We start from the raw sequence: 17,169 nt of genomic DNA, 5'->3' as shown, positions 1-17,169 counted from the left end.
CTGGTATGACGGCGTCGACCCCAGCAAGGGCGTTTCAATCCACGCGCCCGCACGGGGCGCGACGCCTGTGAGCGCGACACCAATCTCTTTCTTGACGTTTCAATCCACGCGCCCGCACGGGGCGCGACGGCAGGCCCTTGGCCAGCAGCTCGCGCGGGTCGGTTTCAATCCACGCGCCCGCACGGGGCGCGACTTGTCGCCGACGCCATACGTGGTGCCGATGACCGCGTTTCAATCCACGCGCCCGCACGGGGCGCGACTCAGGCAAGCGGGCTACACGGTCACGGTCGTGCCGTTTCAATCCACGCGCCCGCACGGGGCGCGACGACAAGCTCGGTCGAAGCGGTGCGCCAGTAGTTGTTTCAATCCACGCGCCCGCACGGGGCGCGACAGGGCTTGAGGGGTTAGTGCCGCCCTGCGGAAATGTTTCAATCCACGCGCCCGCACGGGGCGCGACCATTGCCGCGGGCATCATGCTGACGGCCCTGCTCATGTTTCAATCCACGCGCCCGCACGGGGCGCGACTGGACGGCAAGGTGTCCAAACTGCATGACGAGATGTTTCAATCCACGCGCCCGCACGGGGCGCGACCCGGAGCACGTAGTGATCGCCGCGCTGCAGATCGCCGTTTCAATCCACGCGCCCGCACGGGGCGCGACAGTCCTCTGGGATGCCTTCGTCGATCAGCGCCTGGTTTCAATCCACGCGCCCGCACGGGGCGCGACAGCAACAGGGTCAGGCAGGTGTCCTTTTCCACGAGGTTTCAATCCACGCGCCCGCACGGGGCGCGACGTACACCAGCGTGGAGGCGGCTGGGGCGCTGGAGTTTCAATCCACGCGCCCGCACGGGGCGCGACTGCCTCCGCTGCCAAGACGATGTCCGATAACCTGTTTCAATCCACGCGCCCGCACGGGGCGCGACTGCCGATGCAAGTGGGGATGCCGACGCCGCGCAGTTTCAATCCACGCGCCCGCACGGGGCGCGACGGCCGTGTCACCCCTTGCGCATCATTTCCCGACTGTTTCAATCCACGCGCCCGCACGGGGCGCGACGGCATGCTTATAACCCAGCCGTACCACTGCAAAAAAAGCTTCACCATCGCGAACCTGCGCGCTCTGTCACGGAAAAACGGCAAGGACCACGACAGACGCAGTGATGCCTCAACAAAAACAACGGCTTGCAGAAATGCGAACCTCAGGGGAGGACAAAGGTCACTTGGGGTTCGCGGGACGCGAGCTGGTGCGGCCAACTGCGTCCGGGGCACGCGGTGACTGGGTGCCCACAAAAAAGCGGCCTTTCAGGCCGCTTTTCCTCAGCATGCGCAGCCGCAAGCCAATCAGCTACCAGCCACCTTCATGCGGTTGATCAGGATAGAGCCCACGGTCTTGGCGCCGTAGTTGTAGGCATCCGCGCCCACGGCCTCGATGCCCTTGAGCATGTCCTTGAGGTTGCCGGCGATGGTGATCTCATGCACGGGGAAGGCGATTTCGCCGTTTTCCACCCAGAAGCCGCTGACGCCGCGCGAGTAGTCGCCGGTCACGTAGTTCACGCCCTGGCCCATGAGTTCGATCACGAACAGGCCAGTGCCCAGCTTCTTGAGCATGGCGGGCAGGTCGTCGCCGGCCTTGGTGCGGCGCGAGGTCATGACCAGGTTGTGCGATCCGCCGGCATTGCCGGTGGTCTTCATGCCCAGCTTGCGTGCCGAGTAGCTGGACAGGAAGTAGCCCTCGACGCGGCCGGCATCCACCACCTTGCGGGCCTGCACGCGCACGCCTTCCTCGTCGAAGGGCGAGCTGCCCTTGCCGCCGAGGATGAAGGGATCTTCCGTGATGTCGATGTGCTTGGGGAAGACGGGCTTGCCCAGCGAGTCGAGCAGGAAGGTGCTGCGGCGGTACAGCGCGCCGCCGCTGACGGCCTGCACGAAGCTGCCCAGCAGGCCGGCGGCCAGCGTGGACTCGAACAGCACCGGGCACTCGGTGGTCGGGATCTTGCGGCTGCCCAGGCGGCTCAGGGCGCGCTGGGCGGCGTAGCGGCCCACGGCTTCGGGCGAGGCCAGGTCGGCCGCGTTGCGCATGGAGCTGTACCAGGCATCGCGCTGCATCTCGCCATTGCGGCCGGGCAGCGATGCGATGGGCGCCACCGACAGGCTGTGGCGCGAGCTGGCGTAGCCGCCACGGAAACCATTGGTATGGGCGCTGAAGAAATGGCTTTGCTGGGCCGAGACGCCAGCGCCTTCGCTGTTGGTGATGCGCTTGTGCGTGCCCAGGGCAGCTTCTTCGCACTGCAGCGCCAGCTGCGCCGCAGCCTCGCTGGTCAGCTCCCAGGGGTGGAACAGTTGCAGGTCGCGGTGGGTGCCGGGCGGGGCGATGTCGGCCGCATCGGGCAGGCCGGCCATGGGGTCCTCGGCGGTGAAGCGCGCGATGTCGTAGGCGGCCTGCACGGTCTGCTGGATGGCGGCATCCGAGAAGTCGGAGGTGCTGGCGTTGCCACGGCGGTTGCCCAGGTAGACGGTCACGCCCAGCGACTTGTCGCGGTTGCGCTCCACGGTCTCCAGCGCCCCCTTGCGCACACTCACGCTCAGGCCGCAGCCCTCGGAAGCCTCGGCTCCGGCGTCGGTGGCGCCGAGCTTCTTGGCATGGACCAGGGCACGGTCCACCAGGTCTTCAAAAAACGGTTGGCTGTAGCTGAAGCCGGAATCAGCCTGCGGTTTGGCGGTGCTTGCCGCGCGGGGACGGGGTTTTTTCATAGCGGCGGCTATGATAGCCGCCACTGCAGCGCCCTCCGCGCCGCCACTGTATTTGTCCCCTACCCCATGTCACGCAAACCCAAAAAAGGCTACTACGTCAAAGGTCACTTCGTTGCCGAAGGCAGCGAACTCGACCTGCAGCTCAAGGCCGAACTCAAAGGCACCCCCGACTCCAGCAAGACGGATCTCAAGCGCGAGTCCGACGCCTTGCAGGACCTCGGCAAGGATTTGCTGACGCTGCGCTCCGACCTGTTCAAGCGCCTGCAATTGCCCGACCAACTGGCCGATGCCCTGGCCGAGGCCAAGCGCATCACCAATTTCGAAGGCAAGCGCCGCCAGATGCAGTACGTCGGCAAGCTCATGCGCAAGCTGGACGAGACCGAGATCGCCGCCGTGCGCGCGGCACTGGACGAGCAGCACAACGGCTCGGCCGCCGAGAAGATGGCCCTGCACGCCGCCGAGCAATGGCGCGACCGCCTGATTGCCGAGGAATCGGCCCTGTCCATCTGGCTGGACCATTTCCCCGACACCGACACCCAGCAGCTGCGCGCCCTGATCCGCCAGGCCCGCAAGGACATGCCGGGCGCCCATGAGGCCAATGTGCAGGAATCCACCGGCCTGGCCCAGCGCAAGGGCCGCGCCTACCGCGATCTGTTCCAGCTGGTGCGCCAGCAGTTGGGCGGCACGGGCCGCGAGACAGCCGAGGACGGTGACGGCGCTGGCGAGGAAGCTGACGATGAGTGAGCCCGTCCATGACGCCGTGCGCATCGGCATCGTCTCGATCAGCGACCGTGCCAGCAGCGGCGTCTATGAGGACAAGGGCCTGCCGGCCCTGCAGGACTGGCTCACCCGCGCGCTCAGGAACCCCATCACGTTCGAGCCGCGCCTGATCCCCGACGAGCAGGCAGGTATCAGCGCCACGCTGATCGAGCTGGTCGATGCAGGCTGCTGCCTGGTGCTGACCACGGGCGGCACCGGCCCCGCCCCGCGCGATGTCACGCCCGAAGCCACCCTGGCCGTGGCCGACAAGGAAATGCCGGGCTTTGGCGAGCAGATGCGCCAGATCAGCCTGGCCTTTGTGCCCACGGCGATCCTGTCGCGCCAGGTGGCGGTGATCCGTGGCAAGAGCCTGATCATCAACCTGCCGGGCCAGCCCAAGGCCATTGCCGAAACCCTGGAAGGTCTGAAGAACCCCGATGGCACGCAAAAGGTCAACGGCATCTTTGCGGCCGTGCCCTATTGCGTGGACCTGATCGGCGGGCCCTATCTGGAAACGGACGACAGCGTCTGCAAGGCTTTCCGCCCCAAGAGCGCAGTGCGCACCGCCCGACCTGCGGCCTGATCGCGCGGACACGGCAATCGACAAGCAGCCTGCGGGCTGTTTTTTATTTTTTCAGCCCCTTGAACCAGCGCTGAATCCGGGCCCGCAATTGCCGTTTGCCGTCATCACCCAACGGCATGCCGCTTGCCAGTTTCAGTGCCGCATCGACCTGTACATGGCCATGCTCCATCAGTGCCATACTCGTGGAAGCGAGAGCCTTCGCCAATGGATCCGTCGATCCGGTCCGCCAGATCCGGAGCGTTGAGCGGATAGATGTCCGCCTCTGCGGACATCTTGAAAACCGGCTCGGGATACGGGATGGAGCCCAGGATTGCCTGGCTTCCCACGATGACGAATTCATACTCATTCGTCACATCCCCGCTCGCACGAATGATGTGCTCAAGATCCTCTCGGTTCATAGGCCCGCCCTGTATCTCCCAATGCAACGCCCCGCTTGAGATCCCCCACCTGCGCCAGTATCTGCTGGCGCACCTGTTCGGGCAGCACCGATGTCAGGGGCGAGGCCTGGCGCAGTTCCTGGGCCCTTCGCGTGCGGGCCAGGATGCTGCGCCAGCGGCCATTTTGTAAGACATCCTGCCACTGCCTCCACAGGCTGGCGGAATGCGAATCCCCCTGGCTCAACCACCTCTCCAACGTGTCCTGTGCCTGCTGCAGCAATGCCGGGTCAGATCGCACAAGGCGCACGGCTTCTTCATGCAATGCGAGGCTTTGCAGATCCTGCACTTCATGGCGCGCATCCTGCGCACGCACCAGAACCTGTACGACGGGCCTGGCATGGCGCGAACGGGCTGCGGCAGTTCCTGCGGGCGCGGGCTGCAGGGCGTCGCCCGCCAGCAATGCCAATTCTCCCCCTATGCCCAGTTCCGACATGACCCGCAGGTACGTGCCCATGGATGGCCCGGGATCGCCGGACTCGACTGCAGCGAGCGTGCTGCGGGATATGCCTACGCGCGAGGCCATCTCGACCGTGCCCAGCCCCTGCTCCTTGCGCAGGCGCTTGAGCCGGTCACCGAACTGCAAAAGCAGTTGGCGCTGAAGAAGGGTGGACTTTTCTGGCGTTTTCATTTGTCCATTATTCTAAGCAAAACCTGAATTTTTGATTGTTTTTCTAGACAAATTAATTCAAGACCAGTGCTTTCGCATCTCCAAGTCACGGAACGGAACAGCAGGTCCTGACGCGCGCACAAGCCACGGCCGGGATGCGCAGCGCACGGCGATCAATCAACGGGCCGGCCACGTTGCAAGGATGAGCGGCTGTACTGTCGCACCGGGGCCACCAAGCCCGTGCTTGCCCCAATGCGGCAGGCCCCTGTCCCTGCCAGCATGGAATCACCCCGGCCCCTGCGCAACAGCAGCGGGCTTTTTCCATCCAAAGCAAGGAGACTTCATGCAGCAACGCCCCAAGACATCGCTGATGACACCGCTGGCCCTGGCACTGTGCGCCGCCGCACTGGCAACGCCGGCCCTGGCGCAGCAGGACAAGGTTCGGATCGGCTTCATCACCGACATGTCCAGTCTCTATGCCGATGTCGAGGGCAAGAACGGCGCCGTGGCGATACAGATGGCCATCGACGACTACGGCGGCAAGCTGCTGGGCAAGCCCATCGAGCTGCTGACGGCCGACCACCAGAACAAGGCCGACATTGCCGCCAGCAAGGCGCGCGAGTGGATTGACACGCAGGGCATCAGCCTGGTGTTTGGCGGCACCAACTCGGCCACGGCCCTGTCCATGGCCAAGGTGGCGCAGGAGAAAAAGCGGGTCTTCATCGACAACGGCGCGGGCAGCTCGGCGCTGACCAACGAGCAGTGCAGCCCCTACACCGTGCACTACGCCTTCGACACCGTGGCCCTGGCCAAGGGTACGGGCGCGGCCGTGGTGGAGGCCGGAGGCAAGAGCTGGTACTTCGTGACCGCCGACTATGCCTTCGGCCATGCGCTGGAGGCCGATACCACCAAGATCATCGAGGCGCGTGGCGGCAAGGTGCTGGGCTCGGTCAAGACGCCGCTGAACGCCAGCGATTTCTCCAGCTTCATGCTGCAGGCGCAGAACTCCAAGGCCCAGATCCTGGGCCTGGCCAACGCGGGTGGCGACACCATCAACTCCATCAAGGCCGCGCGCGAGTTCGGCGTGACCAAGGACATGAAGCTGGCCGGCCTGCTGGTGTTCTTCACCGACGTGCACAGCCTGGGCCTGAAGAACACGCAGGGCATGCAGTTCACCACCAGCTGGTACTGGGACATGAACGATGCCTCGCGCAAGTTCGCCGACGCCTTCATGGCCAAGACCCAGCGCCGCCCCAGCGAAATCCATGCGGCCGACTACTCGGCCACCATGAACTGGCTCAAGGCCGTGGAAAAGGCCGGCACGCTGGATGCCGACAAGGTCATGGCCACCTGGCGCGGCATGAAGATGGATGACTTCTTCGGCAGCGGCTACCTGCGCGAGGACGGCCGCTACGTGCACGACATGTACCTGATGGAAGTGAAATCCCCGGCCGAATCCAAGGGCACCTGGGACTACTACAAGCTGGTCAAGAAGCTGCCGGCCGAGCAGGTCTGGACCACCAAGGCCGAGAGCAAGTGCCAATATTGGCGGTAAACATCGCTCCCCCTGAGCGGCTTCGCCGCTTCCCCCAGAGGGGGACGACACCCTCGGGGCGGGGCGGCCCTTCCTCGGTGTCCCTGATTTGCGGCTGGGGGGTCAACATGTCCCCGCCATAAGACAGAGTTGCGAGGTTTCAGGCGTATCCCAGGCCTGCTCTCCACTGAATCTCCATGCCTTGGTCAATGCCGGGACATCGAACCGCGCCAGACTGGTAAGTTCGAGCATCTGGCGCGGCGCCGGGCAGGGACTGTCTCCCCTGCGGCCGACCGCGCGGCAGGGGAAGAATGAAGTTCAATCGCAAATGGGCCATGGTCGCCGTCGCAGGCGCATGCATGGTCGCAGGCCTGGTGTGGTGGAAGGCCAGTGCCAAGCCCTCCACCCAATTCGCAACCGCACCCGTCACCGTCGGCGACCTGGAGCAGACCGTGCTCGCCGTGGGCCGGCTGCACCCCAAGGAACTGGTGGCCGTGGGCGCCCAGGTCTCGGGCCAGGTCCGGCGCCTGCACGTGGAGCTGGGCCAGAAGGTCAAGGCCGGCGACCTGATCGCCGAAGTCGATGCCCAGCCGCAGCGCATCAAGCTGCGCAATGCCGAGGCATCCGTCACCGCCTTGCAGGCCCAGCTGGCCGCGCGGCGCGCGGCGCTGGTGCAGGCCCGGCTGACCTTCCAGCGCCAGCAGGAGCTGCTGCAGGCCGACGCCACCTCGCGAGCCGACCATGAAGCCGCCAAGGCTGCGCTCGACACCGCGCTGGCCGATGTCGGCGCCCTTCAGGCACAGATCGAGCAGGCACGCACCCAGGTGGAGACCGAGCGCATCAACCTGGGCTACACCCGCATCGTCGCGCCCATGGACGGCGTGATCGTGGCCGTGGTCACCAAGCAGGGCCAGACCCTGAACTCCTTCCAGACCACGCCCACCATCGTCATGCTGGCCAAGCTCGACGTGATGACCGTGCGCGCCGAGATTGCCGAGGCCGACGTGGACAAGATCCAGCTGGGCCAGACGGTCTGGTTCACCACGCTGGGCAGCGGCCGCCAGCGCCACACCGCCACGATAGAGCGCATAGAGCCTGCGCCCGCCTCCATCGCCACGGACGCCACCGCTGGCGCAGCGACCGCCACCGGCGCCCAGGCCGCCAAGGCCATCTACTACAACGCCCAGTTCGACGTGCCCAACCCGGAAGGCAAGCTGCGCCCCTCCATGACCGCCCAGGTCACCGTGCGCGTGGCCCAGGCCGACAAGGCCGTGCTCATGCCGGCCGCCGCGCTGGGCAGCCGCGATGCCGACGACAACTACAGCGTGCGCGTGCGCGATGCCCAGGGCCAGGTCACCGAGCGCAAGGTGCGCGTGGGCCTGCGCACCAACGCCCAGGCCCAGGTGCTGTCGGGGCTGGAGCCCGGCGAGCAGGTGGTGATCGGCGAGGCCAGCCCCGGCGGCAAGCCGGCCGGCAGCGACCCGATGGGAATGTAAGCATGGACCATGCATTGCTGCAGATGCAGGGCCTGCGCCGGGAGTTTCCTGCGGGCGACACCACGGTGGCGGTACTCAAGGACATAGACCTGACCATCGAGGCCGGCGAGATGGTGGCCATCGTCGGCGCCTCGGGCTCGGGCAAGTCCACGCTGATGAACATCCTCGGCTGCCTGGACCATCCGACCTCGGGCAGCTACCGCATCGCGGGCCGCGAGACCAGCGAGCTGGGGCCCGACGCGCTGGCCGCGCTGCGGCGCGAGCACTTCGGCTTCATCTTCCAGCGCTACCACCTGCTGCCCGACCTCACGGCCCAGGGCAATGTGGAGCTGCCCGCCGTCTACGCGGCCACACCGGCCGGCGAGCGGCATGCGCGCTCGGCCGCCCTGCTCGAACGCCTGGGCCTGGCCGACCGCATGCAGCACCGGCCGGGCCAGCTGTCGGGCGGGCAGCAGCAGCGCGTGTCCATTGCGCGTGCGCTGATGAACGGCGGCGCCGTCATCCTGGCCGACGAGCCCACGGGCGCGCTGGACAAGGCCAGCGGCGAGCAGGTCATGCGCATCCTGCAGGAGCTGCATGCCGACGGCCACACCATCATCCTGGTCACGCACGACATGGCCGTGGCGGCCCACGCCACGCGCGTGATCGAGATCAGCGACGGCGCCATCATTGCCGACCGGCGCAGCACCCCGCACGAAGCCAGGCCGCCCGTGGAGCCGGCATCCGGCGCGCGCCGGGCCTCCTGGCGCGGACTGTCGGACCGCTTTGGCGAGGCCCTGCGCATGGCCCTGCGCGCCATGAACGCCCACCGCCTGCGCACCTTCCTGACCATGCTGGGCATCATCATCGGCATCTCGGCCGTGGTCTCGGTGGTGGCGCTGGGGCGCGGTGCGCAGCAGCAGGTGATGAACCAGATCAGCGAGCTGGGCACGAACACGCTGGACATCTTCCCCGGCAAGGACTTCGGCGACACGCGCGCCGCCGCCATCGAGACCCTGGTCGCCGCCGACGCCCAGGCCCTGGCCGAGCAGCCCTACGTGGACAGCGCCACGCCCAATGTGTCGGTCGGCGTCACGGCGCTGTACCGCGAGAACGCGGCCACGGCCCAGGTGACGGGCGTTGGCTTCGAGCACTTTCGCGTGCGCGGCCTGCGCCTGGCATCGGGCCGCTTCTTCGACCAGCGCGACGTGGACCTGCACGCCCAGGTGGCGGTGATCGACCAGAAGACCGCCACCGCCCTGTTCCCCACCAACCCCAACCCGCTGGGCGAGGTCGTGCTGCTGGGCCAGATGCCCGTGGAAATCGTCGGCGTGCTCCGGCCTGCGCAAAACAGCTTCGGCGGCTCCACGCCCACCTTCTTCGTGCCCTACACCGCAGCCGCCACGCGCCTGGTCGGCAAGTACCACCTGGACAGCATCACGCTGCGCATCAAGGACGCGGTGCCGGCCGAGATCGCGCAAAAGGCCGCCACCAGCCTGCTGACCGAGCGCCATGGCACCAAGGACTTCTTCATCTGGAACTCCGACCAGATCCGCCAGGCCATCACGCGCACCAGCACCACGCTGACGCTGCTGGTCTCGGCCATCGCCATGATTGCGCTGCTGGTGGGCGGCATCGGCGTGATGAACATCATGCTGGTGTCGGTGACCGAGCGCACGCGCGAGATCGGCGTGCGCATGGCCATCGGCGCGCGCCAGTCGGACATCCTTCAGCAGTTCCTGATCGAGGCCGTGCTGGTCTGCATCGTCGGCGGCATCCTGGGCGTGTCGCTGGCGCTGGGCCTGGGGCTGGCCGTCAGCCTGTCCGGTAGCAGCTTCCAGCTGTCGTTCTCGGCCGCCTCCATCGTGCTGGCCGTGGCCTGCTCCTCCCTCATCGGGATCGGTTTCGGCTTCCTGCCGGCGCGCAGTGCTGCGCGCCTCGACCCCGTACAGGCTCTATCGAGAGATTGACATGCATATGCTGAAGACCGGCGTGCTGGCATGCGCAGTGGCCCTGGCGGGCTGCGGCGCCATCACGCGCACAACCTACGAGGCGCCGCAGGTGGCGCTGCCCGCACAGTTCGAGCATGCGCAGCCCTCGGCGGCCGCGCCTGCGCCCGAGGCATGGTGGCGCGCCTTCGGCGATCCGCGCCTGGATGCATGGATCGACATGGCCCTTGCGCGCAACCCCGACCTGGCAACGGCAGGCATCCGTGTGCGCCGCGCCGCGCTGCAGGCGCAGCTGGCGGGCCGCGCCCTGCTGCCGCAACCCGGCGGCACACTCAGCACCGGGGCCAGCCGGCCGCTGTCCGGCAGCCCGCGCAGCACGCTGGAGACGTCCAGCGCCACGCTGAGCGTGGGCTGGGAGCTGGACCTGTTCGACCGCCTGGGTGCCCAGCGCGATGCGGCCGTCTTCGAGGCCCAGGCCAGCGAGCAGGACAGGCAGGCCGTGGCTCTGTCCCTGGCGGCCACCACCGCCAGCCTGTACTGGCAACTGGCCCTGGCCAACGAGCGCCTGGAATTTGCGCGGCAAAGCCTGGAGTACACACGCCGCACCGGCGAGCTGGTGGAGGCGCAGTACCGCAGCGGCGCCGTATCCAGCCTGGAACGGCGCGAGGCCCGGCAGGCGCTGGCCGAGCAGCAGGCGCTGCTCAGCCAGTACACGCAGTCCCGCGCCGAACTGCGGCAGGCGCTCAACGAGCTGCTCCTGGGCGCCGAGGCACCCGGTGGCGAGCCGCAGGCCCTGCCCACGGGCGCGCTGCCTGCCATTGCCGCAGGACTGCCCGCCGAACTGCTGGGCCGCCGCCCCGACCTGCGCGCCGCCGAACTGCGGCTGCGCGCCTCCCTGGCCAGCAGCGATGCGGCCACCGCGCGCTACTACCCCACGCTGTCGCTGACCGGCAGCCTGGGGGGCTCCAGCAACTCGCTGCTCGACCTGCTGGCCAACCCCGTGGCGGCCCTGGGCGCCAGCATGACCCTGCCCTTTCTGAACGTGGGCGAGATGCGGCTGAACACCGCCATTGCGCGCAACCAGCATGAAGAGGCCGTGGTCAACTTCCGCAAGTCGCTGTACGCCGCGCTGGCGGAAACGGAAAAAGCCCTGTCCGCCCGCACCGAGCTGGCCAGCCAGGAGCAGGCACAGCAGCGCGTCATGCAGGAATCGGCAGAAATCACCCGCCTGTACGAGGCACGCTACCGCGCAGGCCAGGTACCCCTGCGCACCTGGCTGGATGCGCAGGAGCGCAGCCGCAACGCACAGCTGGCCCTGTCGGCCCTGCACCTGGCGCAACTGCAAAACCAGGTGACGATCAACAAGGTGCTGGGCGGCGGATGGCAAGCCCCTTGAGCAAGGGCCGGCAACCTCCGCCAAAGTGCCCCGCCCCTGTCAGAACGAATGCGCCATGCCCAGGTACAGGCCGGTCTGGCTGCCGCCCGGCGCCGGGTTGTTGTTGGTGGTCTCCACCGAGAAGTTCGCATTGCCGCCATTGCGCACATTGCCCACGCTGGCGTACAGCAGCGTGCGCCTGGACAGCGCGTAGTCGGCGCCCGCCATGAACAGGTTGGCGCTGCCGCCGCCGTTGTTGACCGTGGTGCGGTAGCCCGCCCCGATCAGCGTCAGCGGGCCTGACACCTTGTAGCGCGCGCCCATCCAGTACTGCCGCGCCTTGTTGGGCACGCCGGCCGCGCTGTCGGGCGCGGACAGCTGCTCATAGCCCGCGAACAGCTTGAGCGCGGACAGCGTCACCGTGCCGCCCAGCGTCAGGTTGCGGGAGGTGGTGTAGAGATCGCTGAAACGGCCATTGGCATCGCGGGCCACATCGTAGATGGCGCGCAACTCGAACGTGGGCGCGGTATAGGACACCGACAGCGCATCCTTGCGCAGCCGCGATGCGCCCTGCGGCTGCTCGCCCAGGCCGGTCAGCGCCAGCACGCGCAGGCCGCCCCAGCTGGGCGTTTCGTACGAGACCATGTTGTCATGCCCGCCCCAGTTGCGCCCCCGCACCAGCGTGGCCGAGCCGATGAACTGCTGGCCCGTGGGGTCCAGCGCCCAGTGCGCATCCGAGATCGACAGGTCCTTGCCCAGCTTCAGCGTGCCCCAGCCGCTGCGCAGGCCCACGAAGGTGCGGCGGTTGAAGAAACCTGCGCCGTTGAACCTGGCATCGTCGATGCTGAAGCCCGACTCCAGCGTGAACAGCACATGCAGCCCGCCGCCCAGGTCCTCCTCCCCCTTGAAACCCAGCATGCTCGTGCCCCACTGGTTGCCCACGGCCCGCCACAGGCTGCCGGAGCCCCCCGTGGCCGGGTCGTACACATTGTTCTGGTAGTCCACCCCCGCGACCACACGCCCATAGAGCGTGACCGAACTCTGGGCCTGGGCCGCCAGGGCCGTGCCCAATGCAAGCGCGGCCAGGCCAGCGCTGCGGATCATGCGTTTATTCATCTCCCTCTCCTCCTTGACATTGCCGATTGGCGAAAATCCCCATGGCCGCAGCACGGCTGCCATGGGGAGCAGCTTGAAACCGGTCGCCAGCCCCTTTTCTTGTGCTTCTTGTTCTTGTGCTTCTTGTTCTTGTGCTTCTTGTTATTGCGGGTGCATGCAGCCCCGTGGTTGCGATGCCCTGCAGGCTGCTTTCATGAATTCTCCGCAGGGATGGCGCCAGGCCTGAGCGATTCATGCGCAGACCTATGCATTTGCGGCGCGGGCGCCCCGGTGTTTTCCCCTGGAAGGGGGTTGAGCGACGTTCGGGGATGGGGCATGGCCGACGGATGCTCAGTCGCTCACTCCTGCGCAGAATCCTCCAGCCGAAAAATGCAGGCCATGGGCGTCCACTTGTCTCCAGGTGGTGTCCACGGCGTGGGGGCCTGAAAGGCCCACATCAGGTCTTCCCATTCGCACAACTTCGGATCGGTGGCGGAGGCAAGGGCCATGGCTCGGGCGTCATGCACCGCGTCATCGGTGTCCATGACCATCACCATGCGCGTGCCAAGGCGGTGGATTTCCATGCCGGTGACGCCATGGCTACGCAGATGCGCCGCCACCTCCGGCCAGATCCGGTGATGCAGGGCTTCGTACCGGGCGATCAGCGCCGGGTCATCCCTGAGGTCGAGTGCAAGGCATTGGCGCATGGTGTCTCCATGGTGGTCAGGTCAGCGCGCGGTCCAGGTGGGTGTAGCCGCCATCGACGAACAGCCATTGCCCCGTGGTGTGCGATGCCCGCTCGGACAGAAGAAAGACGACCGTGTCCGCAATCTCCTCGGCCGCCGTCATGCGCCGGCCCAGCGGAATCTGGGCGCTGATCTGTTCCAGCTGGCGCCCGGGGTCGTCGAAGCGGCCCAGCCAGTGCAGGTACATCGGCGTCACCACCTCCGCGGGCACCACGGCATTGACGCGCACGCCATCGGCTGCCAGCGCGGCAGCCCATTCGCGCGTCAGCGAGAGCTGGGCCCCCTTGGCCGCGCAGTAGCCGCTGGCCTGGCCCTGCCCGGTCAGCGCGGTCTTGGACGAGATGTTGACGATGGCGCCACGGCTGACCTTGAGGTGCGGCAGGCAATGGTGGGCCATGACGTAGTAGTGCACCAGGTTGGCCTGCAGCGAGCTCACGAAGGCGTCGCGCCCTGCCTCCAGGCCCACGCCGTCATTGATGCCCGCGTTGTTCACCAGGCCGTCGATGTGGCCGCAGTCCGCCGCAGCGCGGGCCACCATCTCACCGCATGCCTGTTCATCGACCAGGTCGAAGCGGAAGTGGCGGGCCCGGGGCTGCAGCTCCATGAGCTGCGCCTCGAACCGCGCGGACATGGTGTCCTTGCCGCAGATCAGCGGAATCGCACCTTCACCGGCCAGCCGCAGCGAGATGGCCGCCCCGATGCCGCTGGCACCGCCCGTGACGATGAAGGTCTTGTCTTTCAGGTTCAGGTCCATGCTGCCTCCCATGTGGTCAGGTCATGCCTTGCGGCTGCAGGCCATAGCAGCGCGCGGCGGTGCCGCCCCACAGCGCCTCGCGCTCGGAGGCCGACAGCCGCGACGACGCCCAGCCATCCACCAGCTCAAAGACCGTGGCGTATGGCGCGGCCAGCAGGCAGACCGGCCAGTCGGAGCCAAACATCAGCCGCTGCGGACCGAACACCTGCAGCGCCATATCTAGACAGCGCAGCAGGCAAGCCCTGCCTGCCCCGTCCAGCCCGGCGCGCCAGTCGGCCTCGGTCACTAGGCCCGAGAGCTTGCAGGCCACATGCGGCAGCGCGGCAAAACGCCCCAGCCGCGCCTGCCAGTGGCCGAATGCGGCCTGTTCCCGGGCCAGCACGGCCAGCGGGGGCTTGCCCAGATGGTCCAGCACCAGCCAGTGCGCGTCGTGCCGTGCGCAGAAGGCGGCAGCCGCCTCCATCTGGTGATGGAAGACGAGCAGGTCATACGCCCAGCCCTGGCGCTGCAACAAGGCCATGCCGCGCCCGAATGCGGCGCAGCCCAGAAAGGCTGCGGCATCGGGCTCGTCCTGCACCTGATGGCGCCAGCCGCACAGCCTCGGCTCGGCACGCCAGTCCTGCAGGCGCTCGCCCAGGCCCTCGCAGGTCAGGTCTTCCCACCCCACCACGCCGCGTATCCAGTCATTGCGCCGCGCCAGCTCCAGCAGGAACCGCGTCTCATCGACCGTGGCGCGCGCCTGCACGGCGATGGCGCCCGTGAAGCCGCAGGCAGACAGCTGGGGCAGGAGATGGCCGGGCGTGCGGTCCACCGCCAGGGCCCGCATGTCCGCGCCTATCCATGGATAGTCCCCGGCGCTGTAGCGCCAGAAATGCAGGTGTGCATCGATGCGCGGATGCAAAAGTGAATGGGAATGGGACAGGGCCATGGCTCAGGCCTGGAAGCGATACCTGGCCAGAGTTTCCGGCTTCATCGTGATGGAAAAGCCGGGCGCACCGGGAGGCATATAGGCCGCATTGCGTACCACGCAGGGATCCACGAAGTGCTCGTGCAGATGGTCTACGTACTCGATCACGCGCCCCTCACGCGTGCCGGACACGCAGACGAAATCGATCATGGACAGATGCTGCACATACTCGCAAAGGCCCACGCCCCCGGCATGCGGACACACGGGCAGACCGTACTTTGCGGCCAGCAGGAGTACCAGCAGCACCTCGTTGACCCCTCCCAGCCGGCAGGCGTCGATCTGCACCACGTCGATGGCGCCACGCAGGATGAACTGCTTGAAGAGAATGCGGTTCTGGCACATCTCTCCAGAGGCGACCTGGACCGGGGCAACGGCTTCGCGCACCGCGCGGTGGCCCTCCACATCGTCAGGGCTGGTCGGCTCCTCGATGAACCAGGGCCTGGCAAAGGCCAACTCCCGCACCCAGCCGATGGCCTGCCCCACCTCCCAGGCCTGGTTGGCGTCGATCATCAGCTGGCGATCCGGCCCCAGCACCTCGCGCGCAATGGACACGCGCCGGATGTCGTCCTGCAGGCTGCGCCCCACCTTGAGCTTGACGTGGTTGAAGCCGCCGGCCACCGCCTCGCGGCACAGGCGGCGCAGCTTGTCGTCGTCATAGCCCAGCCAGCCGGCCGAGGTCGTGTAGCAGGGATAGCCCTCGCACTCCAGCACGCCGATGCACTCGGCCTTGCGCGGCGACTGGCGATGCAGCAGCTCTAGCGCCTGGGCTTCGGTCAGGGCATCCGTCATGTAGCGGAAGTCCAGCGCGCGGACGAACTCCTCGGGCGTGAAATCGGCCACAAGACGCCACAGCGGCTTGCCCTCGGCCTTGGCCCACAGGTCCCACACGGCATTGACCACGGCGCCGGTGGCCAGGTGCATCGCCCCCTTGTCCGGGCCGATCCAGCGCAACTGGCTGTCGGAGGTGATGTGGCGCCAAAAGCGCCCCATGTCCTGGCGGACCCAGTCAAGCTCCATGCCCTCCACCAGATGGCGCATGGCCGCGATGGCGGCGCAGCAGACCTCGTTGCCGCGACCGATGGTGAAGGTCAGCCCGTGCCCCTCAAGGCCGGGCGTATCCGTCTCCAGGATCACATAGGCGGCGGAGTAGTCCGGGTCCGGGTTCATGGCGTCAGACCCATCCAGGTGACTGGAGGTCGGAAAGCGCACATCGAGCACGCGCAGGGACAGGATTCGCGTCATGGTCTTCTCAGGCCTTGCCGGTTGTCGAGGGATTCGGTTGCACGCGAGCCGCCACCATGGTCTGGCGCTGCTCGCCCAGGCCGGCGATGCCCAGCCGCATGGCCTGCCCGGCACGCAAGTACATGGGCGGCTTCTGGCCCATGCCCACGCCCGGCGGCGTGCCGGTGGAGATCACATCGCCCGGTTGCAGGCTCATGAAGCGGCTCAGATAGCTGACGAGAAAGGCCACGCCGAACACCATGGTGGCCGTGCTGCCGTCCTGCATGCGCCGGCCGTCCACATCCAGCCACATGCGCAGCGCCTGCGGATCGGGCACCTCGTCGGCCGTGACCAGCCAGGGCCCCAGCGGGCCGAAGCCGTCGCAGCCCTTGCCCTTGTCCCAGGTGCCACCGCGCTCGAGCTGGTACTCGCGCTCGGAGATGTCGTTGACCACGCAATAGCCCGCCACGTGCTGCATGGCCCGGGCCTCGTCGATATGGCGCCCGCCCTGGCCTATGACCACGCCAAGCTCCACCTCCCAATCCGTCTTCACGGAGCCGGGCGGAATCTCGATGGCGTCGTCCGGGCCGCAGATGGCACTGGTCCACTTGCCAAACACCACGGGCTCGGGCGGCACCTGCATGCCGGCCTCGGCCGCATGGTCCGAGTAGTTGAGGCCTATGCACACGAACTTGCCCACCCGCCCCACGCAGGGGCCCAGACGCAGCGTGTGCTGCGGCACGCCTTCCACCAGGGGCAGCTGCAAGGGGTCCAGGGCGCCCAGTTGCGCCAGGCTGTACGGCAGCAGCACAGGGCCGGCAATGTCGTCCACCACGCCCGAGAGGTCGCGCACACGCCCTTGCGCATCGAGCAGGCCCGGTCTTTCATGGCCCCTGGGGCCGTATCGCAGCAATTTCATG

General features: G+C 67.3%; 15 protein-coding genes and 1 CRISPR repeat array (1 of these 16 running past the window's edge). Of the genes, 6 read left to right on the top strand and 9 right to left on the bottom strand.

Features of this window, described 5'->3' with window-relative positions; genetic code table 11:
* Window positions 1–1,053: a CRISPR direct-repeat array (repeat unit 32 nt; unit sequence GTTTCAATCCACGCGCCCGCACGGGGCGCGAC) (it extends 696 nt beyond the left edge of the window).
* Between the two features lie 284 nt (window positions 1,054–1,337).
* Window positions 1,338–2,747 (bottom strand): metalloprotease PmbA, encoded by a 1,410-nt coding sequence (pmbA, locus tag ACN20X_RS11010; protein WP_016453829.1) that lies wholly within the window; start codon window positions 2,745–2,747, stop codon window positions 1,338–1,340.
* A 66-nt stretch (window positions 2,748–2,813) separates the two neighbouring features.
* On the opposite strand from pmbA, the gene yjgA reads away from it, so the two are divergent.
* Complete coding sequence (gene yjgA, locus ACN20X_RS11005) at window positions 2,814–3,491, top strand: ribosome biogenesis factor YjgA (protein WP_016449652.1); 678 nt, start codon at window positions 2,814–2,816, stop codon at window positions 3,489–3,491.
* Window positions 3,484–4,089 carry a molybdopterin adenylyltransferase gene (gene mog, locus ACN20X_RS11000; protein ID WP_016449653.1) on the top strand — a complete coding sequence of 202 codons (606 nt, stop codon included), beginning with the start codon at window positions 3,484–3,486 and terminating at the stop codon, window positions 4,087–4,089. Before yjgA ends, mog begins: the two co-directional genes overlap by 8 nt.
* A gap of 104 nt (window positions 4,090–4,193) precedes the next feature.
* Here mog and ACN20X_RS10995 read toward each other — a convergent pair whose 3' ends face one another.
* Together ACN20X_RS10995 and ACN20X_RS10990 are read right to left on the bottom strand one after the other, a co-directional pair.
* Window positions 4,194–4,487, bottom strand: coding sequence for a hypothetical protein (locus tag ACN20X_RS10995; protein WP_082001488.1), 294 nt, complete (start codon window positions 4,485–4,487; stop codon window positions 4,194–4,196).
* A complete protein-coding gene (locus tag ACN20X_RS10990) occupies window positions 4,468–5,154 on the bottom strand; it encodes a helix-turn-helix transcriptional regulator (RefSeq protein WP_016453832.1) in 687 nt (228 codons plus the stop codon). Before ACN20X_RS10990 ends, ACN20X_RS10995 begins: the two co-directional genes overlap by 20 nt.
* A 322-nt stretch (window positions 5,155–5,476) precedes the next feature.
* Between ACN20X_RS10990 and ACN20X_RS10985 the strand changes: the two genes are divergently transcribed.
* The 4 genes from ACN20X_RS10985 to ACN20X_RS10970 all read left to right on the top strand — a co-directional run bounded on the left by ACN20X_RS10985 (window position 5,477) and on the right by ACN20X_RS10970 (window position 11,487).
* Window positions 5,477–6,688, top strand: a complete 1,212-nt coding sequence (locus tag ACN20X_RS10985; RefSeq protein ID WP_016449656.1) for an ABC transporter substrate-binding protein — start codon at window positions 5,477–5,479, stop codon at window positions 6,686–6,688.
* Between the two features lie 290 nt (window positions 6,689–6,978).
* Window positions 6,979–8,163, top strand: a complete 1,185-nt coding sequence (locus ACN20X_RS10980) for an efflux RND transporter periplasmic adaptor subunit (protein WP_017405711.1) — start codon at window positions 6,979–6,981, stop codon at window positions 8,161–8,163.
* A gap of 2 nt (window positions 8,164–8,165) precedes the next feature.
* The gene (locus ACN20X_RS10975) at window positions 8,166–10,112 is read left to right on the top strand and encodes a MacB family efflux pump subunit (RefSeq protein WP_473210596.1); all 1,947 of its coding nucleotides are present in this window, start codon (window positions 8,166–8,168) and stop codon (window positions 10,110–10,112) included.
* 1 nt (window position 10,113) lies between these two features.
* Window positions 10,114–11,487, top strand: a complete 1,374-nt coding sequence (locus ACN20X_RS10970; RefSeq protein ID WP_203399781.1) for an efflux transporter outer membrane subunit — start codon at window positions 10,114–10,116, stop codon at window positions 11,485–11,487.
* Between the two features lie 39 nt (window positions 11,488–11,526).
* On the opposite strand, the gene ACN20X_RS10965 is transcribed toward ACN20X_RS10970, so the two are convergent.
* The 6 genes from ACN20X_RS10965 to ACN20X_RS10940 all read right to left on the bottom strand — a co-directional run bounded on the left by ACN20X_RS10965 (window position 11,527) and on the right by ACN20X_RS10940 (window position 17,168).
* On the bottom strand, window positions 11,527–12,582 hold the full coding sequence (locus tag ACN20X_RS10965) for a porin (protein ID WP_392443612.1): 1,056 nt from the start codon (window positions 12,580–12,582) through the stop codon (window positions 11,527–11,529).
* A gap of 338 nt (window positions 12,583–12,920) precedes the next feature.
* On the bottom strand, window positions 12,921–13,268 hold the full coding sequence (locus ACN20X_RS10960; RefSeq protein WP_279492982.1) for an L-rhamnose mutarotase: 348 nt from the start codon (window positions 13,266–13,268) through the stop codon (window positions 12,921–12,923).
* A 16-nt stretch (window positions 13,269–13,284) separates the two neighbouring features.
* Window positions 13,285–14,061 (bottom strand): SDR family oxidoreductase, encoded by a 777-nt coding sequence (locus tag ACN20X_RS10955; protein WP_473210595.1) that lies wholly within the window; start codon window positions 14,059–14,061, stop codon window positions 13,285–13,287.
* 16 nt (window positions 14,062–14,077) lie between these two features.
* Window positions 14,078–14,989, bottom strand: a complete 912-nt coding sequence (locus ACN20X_RS10950) for an L-fucono-1,5-lactonase (RefSeq protein ID WP_046986692.1) — start codon at window positions 14,987–14,989, stop codon at window positions 14,078–14,080.
* A 3-nt stretch (window positions 14,990–14,992) separates the two neighbouring features.
* Window positions 14,993–16,270, bottom strand: a complete 1,278-nt coding sequence (locus ACN20X_RS10945; RefSeq protein ID WP_473210594.1) for an L-fuconate dehydratase — start codon at window positions 16,268–16,270, stop codon at window positions 14,993–14,995.
* A gap of 7 nt (window positions 16,271–16,277) precedes the next feature.
* Window positions 16,278–17,168 (bottom strand): fumarylacetoacetate hydrolase family protein, encoded by an 891-nt coding sequence (locus ACN20X_RS10940; RefSeq protein WP_473210593.1) that lies wholly within the window; start codon window positions 17,166–17,168, stop codon window positions 16,278–16,280.
* Window position 17,169 lies beyond the last annotated feature (1 nt).

The sequence above is a fragment of the Delftia sp. PX-1 genome, from assembly GCF_055797465.1.
This window is presented reverse-complemented; position numbering and strand designations above follow the sequence as displayed.